The 12,471-nt window shown below is 63.3% G+C and carries 18 protein-coding genes; 6 read left to right on the forward strand and 12 right to left on the reverse strand.

Going from position 1 to position 12,471, the window contains the following annotated elements; translation table 11 throughout:
* Positions 1–15: 15 nt before the first annotated feature.
* Complete coding sequence (locus tag AC1DVW_RS09880) at positions 16–882, reverse strand: SDR family oxidoreductase (RefSeq protein ID WP_477322750.1); 867 nt, start codon at positions 880–882, stop codon at positions 16–18.
* 177 nt (positions 883–1,059) lie between these two features.
* On the opposite strand from AC1DVW_RS09880, the gene AC1DVW_RS09885 reads away from it, so the two are divergent.
* Complete coding sequence (locus AC1DVW_RS09885) at positions 1,060–1,326, forward strand: type II toxin-antitoxin system VapB family antitoxin (protein WP_477322752.1); 267 nt, start codon at positions 1,060–1,062, stop codon at positions 1,324–1,326.
* On the forward strand, positions 1,323–1,712 hold the full coding sequence (locus AC1DVW_RS09890) for a type II toxin-antitoxin system VapC family toxin (protein WP_477322754.1): 390 nt from the start codon (positions 1,323–1,325) through the stop codon (positions 1,710–1,712). Before AC1DVW_RS09885 ends, AC1DVW_RS09890 begins: the two co-directional genes overlap by 4 nt.
* A gap of 6 nt (positions 1,713–1,718) precedes the next feature.
* On the opposite strand, the gene AC1DVW_RS09895 is transcribed toward AC1DVW_RS09890, so the two are convergent.
* Together AC1DVW_RS09895 and AC1DVW_RS09900 are read right to left on the reverse strand one after the other, a co-directional pair.
* A complete protein-coding gene (locus AC1DVW_RS09895; RefSeq protein ID WP_477322756.1) occupies positions 1,719–2,381 on the reverse strand; it encodes a response regulator transcription factor in 663 nt (220 codons plus the stop codon).
* Positions 2,382–2,389: 8 nt separating this feature from the next.
* Complete coding sequence (locus tag AC1DVW_RS09900) at positions 2,390–3,262, reverse strand: S1C family serine protease (protein ID WP_477322758.1); 873 nt, start codon at positions 3,260–3,262, stop codon at positions 2,390–2,392.
* A gap of 167 nt (positions 3,263–3,429) precedes the next feature.
* Between AC1DVW_RS09900 and AC1DVW_RS09905 the strand changes: the two genes are divergently transcribed.
* Positions 3,430–4,380, forward strand: a complete 951-nt coding sequence (locus tag AC1DVW_RS09905; protein WP_477322760.1) for a S1C family serine protease — start codon at positions 3,430–3,432, stop codon at positions 4,378–4,380.
* Between the two features lie 17 nt (positions 4,381–4,397).
* Here the strand turns inward: AC1DVW_RS09905 and AC1DVW_RS09910 are convergent, their stop codons facing one another.
* The gene (locus AC1DVW_RS09910) at positions 4,398–4,820 is read right to left on the reverse strand and encodes a VOC family protein (RefSeq protein WP_477322762.1); all 423 of its coding nucleotides are present in this window, start codon (positions 4,818–4,820) and stop codon (positions 4,398–4,400) included.
* Between the two features lie 66 nt (positions 4,821–4,886).
* On the opposite strand from AC1DVW_RS09910, the gene AC1DVW_RS09915 reads away from it, so the two are divergent.
* Positions 4,887–5,513 (forward strand): TetR/AcrR family transcriptional regulator, encoded by a 627-nt coding sequence (locus tag AC1DVW_RS09915; RefSeq protein WP_477322764.1) that lies wholly within the window; start codon positions 4,887–4,889, stop codon positions 5,511–5,513.
* Here the strand turns inward: AC1DVW_RS09915 and AC1DVW_RS09920 are convergent.
* Positions 5,446–6,402, reverse strand: coding sequence for a LysR family transcriptional regulator (locus AC1DVW_RS09920; RefSeq protein WP_477322766.1), 957 nt, complete (start codon positions 6,400–6,402; stop codon positions 5,446–5,448). The two genes, AC1DVW_RS09915 and AC1DVW_RS09920, sit on opposite strands and share 68 nt — an antisense overlap.
* 108 nt (positions 6,403–6,510) lie before the next feature.
* Between AC1DVW_RS09920 and AC1DVW_RS09925 the strand changes: the two genes are divergently transcribed.
* The gene (locus tag AC1DVW_RS09925; RefSeq protein ID WP_477322768.1) at positions 6,511–7,152 is read left to right on the forward strand and encodes an FMN-dependent NADH-azoreductase; all 642 of its coding nucleotides are present in this window, start codon (positions 6,511–6,513) and stop codon (positions 7,150–7,152) included.
* 65 nt (positions 7,153–7,217) lie between these two features.
* On the opposite strand, the gene AC1DVW_RS09930 is transcribed toward AC1DVW_RS09925, so the two are convergent.
* The 3 genes from AC1DVW_RS09930 to AC1DVW_RS09940 form a co-directional block, all read right to left on the reverse strand.
* Positions 7,218–8,060, reverse strand: a complete 843-nt coding sequence (locus tag AC1DVW_RS09930; RefSeq protein WP_477322770.1) for a hypothetical protein — start codon at positions 8,058–8,060, stop codon at positions 7,218–7,220.
* Positions 8,061–8,174: 114 nt separating this feature from the next.
* Positions 8,175–8,471, reverse strand: a complete 297-nt coding sequence (locus AC1DVW_RS09935) for an HlyU family transcriptional regulator (RefSeq protein WP_477245249.1) — start codon at positions 8,469–8,471, stop codon at positions 8,175–8,177.
* 100 nt (positions 8,472–8,571) lie between these two features.
* A complete protein-coding gene (locus tag AC1DVW_RS09940; RefSeq protein ID WP_477322772.1) occupies positions 8,572–9,246 on the reverse strand; it encodes a PadR family transcriptional regulator in 675 nt (224 codons plus the stop codon).
* A 273-nt stretch (positions 9,247–9,519) separates the two neighbouring features.
* Here AC1DVW_RS09940 and AC1DVW_RS09945 point away from each other — a divergent pair, with 273 nt between their 5' ends.
* Positions 9,520–9,777, forward strand: coding sequence for a DUF2798 domain-containing protein (locus AC1DVW_RS09945; RefSeq protein WP_477245252.1), 258 nt, complete (start codon positions 9,520–9,522; stop codon positions 9,775–9,777).
* A 58-nt stretch (positions 9,778–9,835) separates the two neighbouring features.
* Here the strand turns inward: AC1DVW_RS09945 and AC1DVW_RS09950 are convergent, their stop codons facing one another.
* The 4 genes from AC1DVW_RS09950 to AC1DVW_RS09965 all read right to left on the reverse strand — a co-directional run bounded on the left by AC1DVW_RS09950 (position 9,836) and on the right by AC1DVW_RS09965 (position 12,371).
* Positions 9,836–10,216 (reverse strand): thiol-disulfide oxidoreductase DCC family protein, encoded by a 381-nt coding sequence (locus AC1DVW_RS09950; protein WP_477322774.1) that lies wholly within the window; start codon positions 10,214–10,216, stop codon positions 9,836–9,838.
* A 3-nt stretch (positions 10,217–10,219) separates the two neighbouring features.
* Positions 10,220–11,284: a DMT family transporter gene (locus AC1DVW_RS09955; protein ID WP_477322776.1), complete on the reverse strand. Its 1,065-nt coding sequence runs from the start codon at positions 11,282–11,284 to the stop codon at positions 10,220–10,222.
* Between the two features lie 51 nt (positions 11,285–11,335).
* Positions 11,336–11,971 (reverse strand): sulfotransferase family 2 domain-containing protein, encoded by a 636-nt coding sequence (locus tag AC1DVW_RS09960; protein WP_477322778.1) that lies wholly within the window; start codon positions 11,969–11,971, stop codon positions 11,336–11,338.
* Positions 11,972–12,077: 106 nt separating this feature from the next.
* Positions 12,078–12,371: a GYD domain-containing protein gene (locus AC1DVW_RS09965; RefSeq protein ID WP_477245259.1), complete on the reverse strand. Its 294-nt coding sequence runs from the start codon at positions 12,369–12,371 to the stop codon at positions 12,078–12,080.
* Between the last annotated feature and the right edge of the window lie 100 nt (positions 12,372–12,471).

The following is a 12,471-nucleotide window of genomic DNA, read 5'->3' on the forward strand; positions in this document are numbered from 1 at the left end:
CCAGCGGTGGTGCCGCTAGTAGATGCCTTTTATCTTCGTGCTCGAGTTCGCAAACACTTCGTCAGGGACAAAGAAGTCGCCGGCCAGCGGGCCGGTTGCGCCTGGCGCATAGACTGAAAAGTCGCTGACGCCCTCGGCGCGCAGCACCTCCTCGTCAATGTAGAAATTGCCGGTCGCCTCGCGCGACGGCCGCATCAGGATCGCGTGCGCGGCATCGGCCATGATGTCGGGCGAACGGCTCATTGCCACCACTGTCGCACCGCCCAGAAGATTGCGCACCGCCGCCGTATCGATGGTCGAGATCGGCCACAGGGAATTGACCGCGATGCCGTCCTTGGCGAACTCCGCGCTCATGCCCAGCGTGCACATCGACATGCCGAATTTGGCCATCGTGTAGGCGACGTGGTTCTTGAACCATTTGGCCTTCATGTCGAGCGGCGGCGCCAGATTCAAAATATGAGGATTTTTCGCCAACTTCAGGTGCGGAATGCACATTTTGGAAACCAAGAAAGTGCCGCGCGTGTTGATCTGGTGCATCAGATCGTAGCGCTTCATGTCGGTCTCCAGCGTGCCGGTGAGCTGGATGGCGCTGGCATTGTTGATGCAGATGTCAATGCCGCCGAACTTCTCCACGGTTTTTGCCACCGCTTCGGCGACCTGAGCCTCCTCGCGTATGTCGCACAGCATCGGCAGCGCCTTGCCGCCGGCCTGTTCGATCTCTTCAGCCGCCGTGTAGATCGTGCCCGGCAGCTTCGGATGTGGCTCGGCGGTCTTGGCGGCGATCGTCACATTGGCGCCGTCGTGCGCGGCGCGCAGCGCGATCGCCAGCCCAATGCCGCGCGACCCGCCGGAGATGAACAGCGTCTTTCCCTTGAGCGACATTTTTCCTCCGCTTCGTATGCCTCTTTGTACGATCCTTGCCCGCGCAGGTGCCGGATACAAGAGGTTGCGTCGGGCAGCCGTGGTGACGCTGGGGAGGCTGGCGTGACGGGACACAGGAAATCCATTGGATTTGCCGATTGGCTGATATATATTCTATACAAATGGGTAGATTATAGAATGGCACTGTCGATCAAAAACATGGAAGTCGAACAACTGGCGCGGGAGCTCGCCCGCCGCCGCCGTGTCTCGGTTACAGAGGCCATCCGCCAGAGCCTCGAGCGCGAAGTTGCGCGCGAACGGCTGGTGCCGCGCGATGAAGCAAGCGACCTGTTTAAGCAATTGATGGCAATTTCCGAAAGGGCCGGAAAAATCCCAAAGCGGGAAGGCGCGATGACCGACGACGAAATCCTCGGTTATGATGAATTCGGAATCCCAACGAAATGATCATCGATTCCTCGGCTCTTGTCGCCATTCTGCGCGCAGAACCAGGCCACGAACGTTTCGCGTTCGCTATCGCGCAGGCGAGAAGACGCCTGATGGCGGCGCCGACCTTTCTTGAAACCACGATGGTGCTTGCGGGCGGCTGGCAGGATGAAATCCTGGACCGTCTCGACGACTTTCTGCGCACCGCCTCTATCGAGACCATCGCCTTCACCGCCGACCACGCCGCCGTCGCTCGCCAGGCCTTCCTGCGCTATGGCAAGGGCCGGCATCCGGCGGCGCTGAACTTCGGTGACTGCATAGCCTATGCAACGGCGCGGCTCGAAGCCATGCCGCTGCTGTTCAAGGGCGATGACTTCCGCCTGACCGACATCGAAGCAGCAGTGTGATCGAAATCAGACCAGCACCAGGCCCTGCCGCATTGCGATGGCAATCGCGTCGGTGCGGTTGGCGGCGCCGAGCTTGATCAGGATCGCGGCGACGTGGAACTTCGCCGTATGCACGGAAATGTTGAGCCGCCGCGCGATGACCTTGTTGGGCGCGCCCTCCGCTAGCAGCGCCAGCACCTCGCTCTCGCGCGGCGAAAGCGATGGCCTGGATGAAACGCCGTCAAGCGTTTCATCTTCGAACAGGTCGCCATCGCCATCATGGAAATCGTCACGCCGGTCAGACAACGGGCGGCCCTCGCCGGAAATCCGGTAGCCCGCCGCCGCCAGCCGCACGGCAGCCGCGATCAGCAGCGCGTCCGCTGCCACCGGCAGCACGGCAAACACTGCACCCGTCGGCCGCACGGGGTTTGCCCCCGGGGAGAGCAGCACACGCGGGATGTGTGCATCAATGCCGCTGCCGCTCAGCGCGTTTTCCGGCGCGTCGCCATCCACGATGGCGACATCAGCCACCTCGCCGCCGCCGACGACAACCGGCAGCAGATCGTCGCTCATGGCAAGCGCAGCAGACAGGCGCTCGGCGCGCGCGGCATCACCGAGCGCGATCAGCACCGTCAGCCGCCGCCCCATGATCCCGGCACTTGCGATTCCGTCAGCCTCGCTGCCTGCCATCGATCCTCTCAGCTCAGCGGCTTTTCGCCGATGGTCAGCATGACCTCGCGCGTCTCGCCGCCGCGCACCACGCCAAGCGTCACCGAGGCGCCGGCGCTGTCAGGCCCGAGCTTGCGGATCAGCTCGCGCGGACCGTGCACCGCTTCGCCATTCCACGAAACGATGATGTCGCCGAGAGAGAGACCGGCGGCCTTGGCCGGACCATTGTCGTCGAGGCTCATCACCATGGCGCCATGCGCGTTACCATCGCGGATCGGGTGCAGGCCGGCGCCGAGATAGCCGCGCGCGACGTGACCTTTCTCGCGCAGCGTCGCCACTGCCCGCTCGATCGTCTCGTAGGGCATGACCAACGCGCGGCGGCGCGGACCGAACAAAAGCATGCCGATCAACGCACCCTTGGCGTCGAGCACCGGGCCACCCTCGAAACGGCCGCCGGCACCGACCGCAAGGTTGATGCGCTGGTCGATCGTGCCGCCGCGCATCGAGCGCCAGGCCGGGCCAACCTCGGCGACCGTGCCGAACACGGCGAGCGCCGCGCCGTCACTGTTGCCAACGGCGATGGCCAGGTTGCCCGGCCGCACCGCGCCCGCTTTGGCCAGGGCCGGTGCGCTGACAGCACCTGCCGGCTTCAGCAAGGCGACACCGGTCGAAGGGTCGCGCCCGACCAATTCGGCTTTGACGGTTTCGCCGGAGGCCAGCGTCAACTCGATCTCTTCGCCGGTTTCCACCGCCTCTTCGGCGGTGACGAAATAGCCGTCGCGCCAATGGAAGGCGGTTGCCGTGCGGTGGTGATGCGTGGCGAAGCTTGCCGCCACCGGTGCCGCGGTTGCCGCGATGTCGGCGATGGCATCGGAAAATGCGCTCAGGTTGAAGTCGCTCATTGGTGTCTCCTGGGTTTTCTCATGCCCCAGATATCGCTCGGCTACGCGTTCGCTTGTACTCGCCTGACGGCTAGTTACTGGTTCGACTGGCCATCTGGTCAGGTCGCGGCCGAATAGGCCGCTTCGCACATATAGTCATCCTTTGGCCTGATAACACGGAGCCGTCGATGGCCCTTCCCGCCCAAAAATTCCAATCGGACGATACCTTGCTCGACACCTATTCGACGACCGTCGCCGATGCGGTCGACCGCATCGGTCCGGCCGTCTGCCGCATCGAGCGCATCGGTGGCGCCGGCGGCCATGGGTCCGGCTTCGTCATCGCACCCGACGGACTGGTCGTCACCAATTTCCATGTCGTCGGCGATGCCCGCACGGTGCGCGTCTCGATGCCGGATGGCGCCTCCAGCGAAGGCCGCGTGCTCGGCCGCGACCCCGACACCGACATCGCGCTGGTGCGCGCCGACGGCAGCTTTACCGACGTCGCACCGCTCGGCGATTCCAAACGCCTGCGGCGCGGCCAGATCGCCATCGCCATCGGCAATCCGTTGGGCTTCGAATGGACGGTTACGGCAGGCGTCGTCTCGGCGCTCGGCCGCTCGATGCGCGCTTCCACCGGCCGGTTGATCGACGACGTCATCCAGACCGACGCAGCACTCAACCCTGGCAACTCCGGCGGGCCGCTGGTTTCGTCGGCCGGCGAGGTCATTGGCGTCAACACCGCCATGATCCACGGCGCGCAAGGCATTGCCTTCGCTGTCGCCTCCAACACCGCCAACTTCGTCATTTCGGAAATCATCCGCTTCGGCCGCGTGCGGCGCGCCTTCATCGGCATTTCGGCGGACACAACCAACCTGCCACGCCGCGCCGCCCTCCTGTCGCAAGTGTCGAGCAGTACGGCCGTGCGCCTGCGCAGCATCGAGAAGGACGGCCCGGCGGCCAAGGCCGGCCTGAAGGAGGGCGACATCATCGCGGCAATAGACGGCCGCCCGGTCACCGGAGTCGACGATCTGGTGCGCATGCTGGATGCCGAACGCATCGGCCGCGAGACGCTGTGCACCGTCGTGCGCCGCACCGGAGTGAGCCAGGTGACGGTGACGCCGGTGGCAAGAGCCAGCTGAGGCCTTGCTCCGCCCGTCTAGCCGGCCACTCCTTCAACAAATTGCGCCAGAAATTCTTCACTCGGCGGGATCGGCTTGATCACGTCGATCAACACGCCATTGGGATCTTTGGTGATGAAATGACGCTGGCCGAAGGGTTCGTCGCGCAAACTGCGCAGGATCGGCAGGCCGGCAGCAAGGATCCGTTCGTAGACCGCGTCCGGATCCCTGACCTCGAAATTAATCAGCAGCCCTGATGTGCGGCCCCGCCCCTCCTCCGGGATCGTTTCATGGTCGCCCTGGACGATGCCGAGATTGACGCGCTTGCTGTCGGTCGACCGCAGATGCACGTACCAGTCGCTCGCAAACAGCGGCTTGAAGCGGAAGTGGTTGACATAGAAGGCTGCCGTGCCGGCAACGTCGCCCGTCATCAGCACCGGATAATAGCTCGTCGTCTTCATCTTTCCTTCTCCCGCCGAACAACATACAGTCTGCATGTAAGTTGAAATAACATACAGGCTGCATGTATGCAACAAGAATCCGCTCGCCGCTCAAACCGCGACCGCACCGAAGCGACACGCGCCGACCTGATCGCGGCAGCGCGAAAACTGTTCACCGAAAAATCCTATGCCGAGACCGGCACACCCGAGATTGTCGCGGCTGCCGGCGTCACCCGCGGCGCGCTCTATCACCACTTTGCCGACAAGCAGGCGCTGTTCGCCGCCGTGGTCGAGCAGGAGGCGGCGGCTGTGGCGCAAGAGATCGAGCGCGCCTCGCCGCCCTCTTTGTTCCCCCGCGACGCACTGATTGCCGGCTCCGACGCCTATCTTGCCGCCATGCGCACGCCCGGCCGCACCCGGCTTCTGTTGCTCGACGGACCGGCTGTGCTTGGCCGCGCCGCCATGGACGCAATCGACAACCGCCACGGCAGTCGCTCCTTGCGCGAGGGCCTCGTTGCGGCGATGCGCGCGCAGGCAATGACACGGTTGCCGGCCGAAGCGCTGACGGCGCTGCTTGCCGCCGCCTTCGACCGCGCAGCGCTCGCCATCGAGACCGGCGCCTCAGCCGAAGATTACCGCGCCGTTCTCATGGCGCTGATCGACGGACTGTCTCCGGCGCTTCCTCAGGCACCTGCCCCGGCTCGAACTCGTTGAAGCAGCCGAGCTGACTTTTGAACTGGTCGATCAGCCAGGCCGCTGCCGGCTTCGGGCTGCGGTCGACGCGATGCATGGCATAGAGCGGCGCTTTCGCCTCCTTGAACGGTTCGAGGTCGAGTTCCACCAGCCGGCCGCTCGCCAGATCGTCGGCGATCAGCCAGCGCGGCAACCCGCCCCAACCCAGCCCCGCGCGCATCAGCACATGCTTGGTGCGCATGTCCGTCAGCCGCCAGGTGCGATAGGCAAAGACGCCGTAGTCGCGTCCCTTGGTGCGCTCGGACTGGTCGGAGACGACGAGTTGGATGTGTTCGCGCACTTCCTCGAGCGCCACGGGCTTCGGCAGCAGCGCCAGCGGATGACTGGCTGCCGCCGCCGGCACCATGGACATGAAGCCGATGTTCACCAGATGCACGTCGACCTCGCCCAGCAGGCCGCCAATGCCGAGATCGGCTTGTTCGCTGAGGACAAGGTCGGGGATCAGGCCAAGCGTGCCGATATGCAGGCGCAGCATCACCGTCGGAAACTGCGCTTCGAACGCTTTCAGCACCCGCACCAGCACCGGCGCCGGCAGCGCCGCATCGAGCGCCAGCGCGAGCTCCGCCTCCAGTCCCTGATGGTGGCTGTCGACGCGCGAGCGGATACGCTGCAGCACGTCGACCATGCGCCGCGCATCTTCCAGCATCGCCCGGCCGATCTCGGTCAGCTGCGGCTCGCGCGTGCCCTCGCGCTCGAACAGTTTCAGCCCAAGCTGCGCCTCGAGATTGGCGACGCCATAACTGATGACGGATTGCGCGCGGTTGAGCTTGCGGCCGGCGGCCGAGAAACTGCCGGTGTCGGCTACGGCAACGAGGATCTGAAGCTGGTCGAGCGTTGGGTTGGGTTGCATCGTCTTATCCAGATTGTAGATGGATACTATAGAAAATATACCAGTTTTTCAAATGGGTCGGTGGCCCCATATCTGGCTGGACAATTCATTCCAACCCTGGAGAGCCCCATGTCCATCCTTCTCGTTACATCCAGCCCGCGCGGCAACGCCTCGCACTCGACCCGTATCGCCACTGAATTCGCTGAAAAGCTGCTTGCCGCCGATCCGTCGGCGACGCTTGTGGTGCGCGATCTCGTCGCCAACCCGCTGCCGCATATCGATGCCGATTATTCGACCGGTATCTACACGCCTGTCGAAGCCCGAACCCAGCGCCAGGCCGAAGTGGTCGGCGTCTCTGACGTCGCACTTGACGAACTGTTCGCCGCCGACACCGTGATCCTCGCCACCGGCTTCATCAACTTCAACATCTCCTCGACACTGAAGTCGTGGGTCGACCACATCGCCCGCTCCGGCAAGAGCTTTGCCTATGGCGAAAACGGCCCCAAGGGCCTCGTTTCCGGCAAGAAGGTCTATATCGTGCTCGCGTCGGGCGGCATCTATTCCGAAGGTGCTGCGGTCCAGATGGACCACGCTGTCCCCTACCTGCGCTCAGTCCTCGGCTTCCTCGGCATGACCGATGTCGAGGTCATCCGCATCGAAGGCGTCGGCATGGGCGCTGATGCCGTCACCGCGGCTCTCGCCAAGGCGACCGCCAAGGTCGACGCCGTGGTGGCCGCGACCGCCAGCCAGCAGATCGCGGCGGCGGCGTAAAGCGCCCGACACTACCCCACCTGAACTGAAAAAGGCAGGCGCCCCGGCGCCTGCCTTTTTTGCTGTCAGGGCGAACCATCCTCACTGGCGGCGCTCGGGCTAAGCGGGGCGACAGCAACCGAACCAATCAATGGAGTGGTCCCGACAAATGCAGGGGCCTTTGTGCAGACATAGATCGCACCGGTGACTGCCATGCTCGATAGGGTGGCCAACACATAGGCAACAGACAGCGAGCGGTCGGAAAGCGCCAGAGCCACGACGGTAAAGAAGGCGGCGAAAGAAAACGACCCGACGATCACGCCGCGCAACAGATTGGCGGCCGCGGGCGCTCCCCGCTGATAATGCGTGAACATCGCCAGGACAAGAACAAATACCGGAAACGGCGCCACAAGCCCGCTGAGTTGCGGCCCAAGGTACCTCGTCGACAGGGTGATCAGAAAGACGAAACCTGTCGAAACGAGCATCCGCGCCGGAAGATCCCATCTGGGCGTTATCCCGGCAAGCGCTTCCATATTCACCGGCTTGGTGAGGAACGACAGAAGCAACAACGTCACCAGAAGCAGCCCAATGGCCGCCACGAATGCCCAGGTAGCCAGGTTCCAGACAAAGGTGGCGAGAAAGAAGGCGCCGACCCCGGCGATCATGCTGAGCCAGCAATTGAAGCGCTTTGCCGCGCGGGCATAGACGAAGCAGAAGATGCAGGTCGAGACCTGACCGACGAGATTGCCGATCGCAGCGTGACGGGCGAAGGCCGCGCCATTTTCCAATGCGGTGAAGATCGATACGGGGCCGGTCACCAAGGGAATCCCCATCAGCAATCCGCCCACCGCCGGCCCGAAACGCCGGCTTAGCAATGTGAGACCGAGGATAAGCAGCGGCGTGCTGAGAAGCTTGAAGATGAGGATCATGGGAACGGGTACTTGGCCTTGTCCAGTCTGCCGCACAGAAAATGGCGTAGGAAACCGGGCCGAAGAGGCCGGGCTTGGTGTATAAACTGGCTTAGCCGTCTGTCGGCAACGGGTCTACCCGAACATCCTCTCGCCTTGCTCGTCGACCAACTGCATGCCTTTCTTGATCGAAATGTCGACCGCATCATCCAGTCCGGCAAAGCGATCGGCGCGGATGAATTTGTGTTCCTTCATGACGCCGCCGACCTCCTTCGAGACCACGCCGCAGGTTTGGTACTGGCCGCCCTCCGCCTTGTAGGGCGTGGCGCTGATCAAAAATCCCTTGTGCTCGACCTGCTTTGCCGGCGCAGCGCTCTTTGGCACGCCCGCCTCACCGCCGCCACCGCCGAAAAGACGCTTCAGAAAAGACATGGGGGCTTCCTCCAACGGCAATCATCCCGCACCACCTCGCGGTGCAGGATGATTTTCAGTACCGTTCCTCAGTCAAACGGGCAAGGGTTCTCGCCAGAGGTCAGCCGCGTGACAGCGCTTCCAGTGCCTCGGCGGCGCCTTCGAGAATGGCGATCGCCTCGGCCTGCTTGTCGGCCGGGGCATCGACGAAGTCGCCCAGAGCCGCACGCAAGCGGTGGCGCACGGCGCGAAACTCGTCGCGAGCGTCCGAGCGACCACGTCCACCGCGCCGTCCGCCTTCCTCACCGTCGTCGTTCCAACCGAACCAGTCGCGCGCCTTGGCCATTTTGCGACCAAACCGCTCGAGATGCTCGAGCACGCCGTCGATCATCTCGCGATTTTCGTTGAGATGCGCCTGCCCTTCCTCGGTGATCGAAAACACCTTCTTGTTGCCGTCGGCAGCTGACGCGGCATAGCCGGCCTCTTCCAGGAAGGTCAGCGTCGGATAAACGACGCCCGGGCTTGGGCTGTAGATGCCGCTGGTGCGCTCTTCCAGCGCCTTGATGATGTCATAGCCGTGACGCGGCGCCTCGGCCAACAGCGACAGCGTGATCAGCTTGAGGTCGCCATCGGCCAGCATGCGTCCGGCGCGGAACATGTCGCCCGGTCCACCACGACCACCGCCACGACCGCCATGTCCGAACGGGCCGAAGCCGCCGCCGCGGCCACCGAACTTGCCGGCCATGTGCATGAAAGCGCGCAACGGGTGCTCGCCAGAATGATGATGTTTGTGCATTGATTGCTCTTGAGTTCTATCTTACGATATATCTTAAGTAAGCGCAGGCTCCCGTTGAGTCAAGATATATCTTACGATGTATCTAGGAATGGCGCCAGCGGGGATTGATATCGTCGGCCAGCCCGGCTAGAAGGCCGCTTGAGCGCCCTTGGGCTGCTCCGTAAGCGTCTGACGTCAAGCAACGCATCCAACCCCGGTCTTTCCGGGCAATTGTGCCGACAACCGGCCAATGGATGCCAATGCGACGGACCGGACACTTCAGGGAAAATCCCAATGACCATGAAAAACCAGCGCAGGAAACTGCCTGCGCGCTATGCGACGATCGTCAGCCCATTGGTGCTGTCGCTGCTGATGACCTTCATCGTCTCGTTCATCTCGACGCTGAAAAGCCTCGGCTTCCAACCCGGTCTGCCAGCCATCTGGCTCACCGCCTGGGGTTTGTCCTGGCTGGTGGCGTTTCCGACGCTGCTGCTGGTGCTGCCCGTAGTGCGCCGCATCGTCGGCTGGCTGTGCGAGCCTGCGACCCGATAGAAGCCCACGGGAAAGGCTCGGAAATGCTTCCGGGCCTTTCAAACTGCAAGAATGCCAATTACCAGCGGCCCTTGCGCCGGTTCCAGCTATAGAGAAGATCGGCGAAGCGGTCATAGCCAAACCGCGACAACGGCAGCGCAACGGGATTGCCGAACAGCGAAGCCAGCCAGCCCTCGCCCGGCGTCGCTCTCCACACGGCAACCGCGACATCGGCGCCGACCAACAGCTTGCCCTGCGCGTCGGTGGCGTGCAGCCGGCGGCGGATGTCTTCCAGCGAGACATTGTATTTGGCCAGCGCCGCCGGCTCGGCATTGATGTCGCGAAATTCGATCCGCCCGGCCTTGATCGCCTCGATCAGCTGCCGCTTCTGTCTGACGATGCCGGCATCGCAGACCGGGCAGCGTGTGTTGTACCAGACGGTCAGCAGAGGCCCGGCCATATGTCAGCCGTGGTCATGCCGGTGATGCAGATCGGGATAGTGCACATGCGCGTGGCGCATCGGCGCATGCCGGTGTAGGTGCGAATGCGGCTCTGTTACCGGCCCGTCATGATGGTGCTGGTGGTGCTCGTCATGCACATGACTATGCTCATGCTCAAGAGCCTGGTGATCATGCTCGTGATCGTGTCGTTCAGAAAGATGCAGCCACAGGCCGACGCCCATCAGAAGTCCGGCAATCGCCAGCTTCAGCGTCAAGGGATCGCCGACGACAGCGATGGCAAGCAGCGCCCCGATGAACGGCGCCAGCGAGTAATAGGCTCCTGTGCGTGCCGTACCGAGATGGCGCAGCGCCAGGATGAACATCACCAGGCTGACGCCGATGGCGAAGAAGCCGACAGCGGCCGCGGCGGCGACTAAGGGCGCGGCGGGAAATGATGCACCGGCAACGAAGCCGAGCCCGACATTGACGATGCCCGCCACAAGGCCCTTGAGCATGGCAATGACCACCGGGTCGGTGGCTGAGATCTTGCGCGTGAAATTGTTGTCCAGCCCCCATGCCAGGCAGGCTCCGGCCACCAGCAGGGCGCCGAGGTTGAAGGCGACACCCTTGCCCTCCCATGACAACAGAACCGCGCCGGCAAGGATGGCGAAGGCACCGAAAAGCAGACGCCGGTCGACATTCTCGCGATAGACGAGCCAGGCGATCGCCATCGTCGCCAGCCCTTCGAGGTTGAGCAGCAGCGCGGAGCTGGATGCCGTATTCAGTGTGAGGCCGAACATCAGAAGCACTGGCCCGCAGATACCGCCCATACCGATGGCCAGCACCAGCCATGGCATGTCCCTGCGCGCCAGCTGTGCTTCGCCGGCCCGTGCTTCAGCGCCTCGAAGCAGGCGAAATACGGCCAGCCCCACACCCGCGCCGAGGTAGAGCAGGCCGGCCAGCATGAAGGGGTTGACGGTATCGAGCAGCAGCTTGGAAAGCGGCGGTGCCGCACCAAACAAGGCGGCAGAGCCGAGGGCAAGCGGCACACCGGGCCACAGATGCGAATGTGAATGCGGTTCAGACATCACCCATCCTACCACGACGTCGCGTCCCGTCTTCCCGTTACGCGCCCGAAATCAGAATTCGTAGCCGAAGCGCTCGAAATCTCTGAAATAGAGCCTCCGAACGATGCTTTTCGCCTCGTCATCATAGTGCGTGCGATAGTCAAAGGGCGCGTTGACGTTCGCCCTGGGAAGCGTCACGTCGCCCGGCAGGTCGAGCCGTTCGACCAGGCCATCGAAATGCTCGGCCAGCGTCTCAAAACGCAGGACCTCATCGACGATGAGGTTTCCTTGGCCGTCCGAGATCCAGCTTGTCTGGTCGATCTTTGCAACGCGGTTCTTGCGTTCGAGATAGTGCAGGAAAGCCTTGAAGTCCCAGCCCTGCGCCTGTCGATGCCGGCGTCGCCGCGTGCTCCTGCGCAAATGATGAAAATTGGAGACGGCCAGGTCGAAAGGGTTGCGCACCACGGCGAACTTGTAGGCGCCGTCGTAGAGCGGGTTGGGCAGCTTGCGCCGCAGCCAGCTGGCTCTGTCATGCTGGTTGAAATTTGCCTTTTCCGGCGCTTCGCGAACCGGCAGATGCGACAGCAGGCGCCGCCACTGCGTCGGCTTCGGCTTCAGGCACCACGGCCGCAGCGCACGGGTGATCGAGCTCCCGGCGGTCTTCGGGATGTGGATGAAAATGAAGTTCTTCTCGAGCGAGAGGAGCATTTCTTTTCATTGTCGCCGGATCAGGCGCCGTCAAGCGGCGCCTGACTGTGAGCGATCAAGAAAATCATTTGGTCTTGTCGCTCGGTGCTGGAGTCTGGCCAGTATCCTATCCGAGTGATGCGATGATCTCGCGATAGGCAACCTCCGGGAAAGCCTTCAGCGTTCGCGTCTTGACGTTGCCGCCACTCGCCAGCATCAGCGAGAAGCGGGCGAGCACCGCATCGTCGGGCGCCTCGACCACCGCCACCATGTCGCATTCGCCCATGGTCAGGTAGAATGCCTTGAACGACCCGCCCATGTCCCCCAGCATCTTCCGGGCGGCATCAAGCCGCTTTGGCGAGTCGCGCACATTTTTTGCGCCCTGCTCCGTCCAGTTGATAAGCACGATGTAAGTTGTCATCGCAACCTCCCTCCGGGGCCACGGAGCACGGCGCCAGGTCATTGACCTTCGCCGGGGCGGGCAGCCGGGTTGTCGCCCAGAACATGCATCCGACCTGGAG

The organism is Mesorhizobium sp. P3_B5, from assembly GCF_056402815.1.

What these genes read in the sequence shown, in the direction of transcription:
- AC1DVW_RS09880 (WP_477322750.1), bottom strand. Translation starts at nt 882, where the DNA reads ATGTCGCTCAAGGGAAAGACGCTGTTCATCTCCGGCGGGTCGCGCGGC.
- AC1DVW_RS09885 (WP_477322752.1), top strand. Translation starts at nt 1,060, where the DNA reads ATGGCACTGTCGATCAAAAACATGGAAGTCGAACAACTGGCGCGGGAG.
- AC1DVW_RS09890 (WP_477322754.1), top strand. Translation starts at nt 1,323, where the DNA reads ATGATCATCGATTCCTCGGCTCTTGTCGCCATTCTGCGCGCAGAACCA.
- AC1DVW_RS09895 (WP_477322756.1), bottom strand. Translation starts at nt 2,381, where the DNA reads ATGGCAGGCAGCGAGGCTGACGGAATCGCAAGTGCCGGGATCATGGGG.
- AC1DVW_RS09900 (WP_477322758.1), bottom strand. Translation starts at nt 3,262, where the DNA reads ATGAGCGACTTCAACCTGAGCGCATTTTCCGATGCCATCGCCGACATC.
- AC1DVW_RS09905 (WP_477322760.1), top strand. Translation starts at nt 3,430, where the DNA reads ATGGCCCTTCCCGCCCAAAAATTCCAATCGGACGATACCTTGCTCGAC.
- AC1DVW_RS09910 (WP_477322762.1), bottom strand. Translation starts at nt 4,820, where the DNA reads ATGAAGACGACGAGCTATTATCCGGTGCTGATGACGGGCGACGTTGCC.
- AC1DVW_RS09915 (WP_477322764.1), top strand. Translation starts at nt 4,887, where the DNA reads ATGCAACAAGAATCCGCTCGCCGCTCAAACCGCGACCGCACCGAAGCG.
- AC1DVW_RS09920 (WP_477322766.1), bottom strand. Translation starts at nt 6,402, where the DNA reads ATGCAACCCAACCCAACGCTCGACCAGCTTCAGATCCTCGTTGCCGTA.
- AC1DVW_RS09925 (WP_477322768.1), top strand. Translation starts at nt 6,511, where the DNA reads ATGTCCATCCTTCTCGTTACATCCAGCCCGCGCGGCAACGCCTCGCAC.
- AC1DVW_RS09930 (WP_477322770.1), bottom strand. Translation starts at nt 8,060, where the DNA reads ATGATCCTCATCTTCAAGCTTCTCAGCACGCCGCTGCTTATCCTCGGT.
- AC1DVW_RS09935 (WP_477245249.1), bottom strand. Translation starts at nt 8,471, where the DNA reads ATGTCTTTTCTGAAGCGTCTTTTCGGCGGTGGCGGCGGTGAGGCGGGC.
- AC1DVW_RS09940 (WP_477322772.1), bottom strand. Translation starts at nt 9,246, where the DNA reads ATGCACAAACATCATCATTCTGGCGAGCACCCGTTGCGCGCTTTCATG.
- AC1DVW_RS09945 (WP_477245252.1), top strand. Translation starts at nt 9,520, where the DNA reads ATGACCATGAAAAACCAGCGCAGGAAACTGCCTGCGCGCTATGCGACG.
- AC1DVW_RS09950 (WP_477322774.1), bottom strand. Translation starts at nt 10,216, where the DNA reads ATGGCCGGGCCTCTGCTGACCGTCTGGTACAACACACGCTGCCCGGTC.
- AC1DVW_RS09955 (WP_477322776.1), bottom strand. Translation starts at nt 11,284, where the DNA reads ATGTCTGAACCGCATTCACATTCGCATCTGTGGCCCGGTGTGCCGCTT.
- AC1DVW_RS09960 (WP_477322778.1), bottom strand. Translation starts at nt 11,971, where the DNA reads ATGCTCCTCTCGCTCGAGAAGAACTTCATTTTCATCCACATCCCGAAG.
- AC1DVW_RS09965 (WP_477245259.1), bottom strand. Translation starts at nt 12,371, where the DNA reads ATGACAACTTACATCGTGCTTATCAACTGGACGGAGCAGGGCGCAAAA.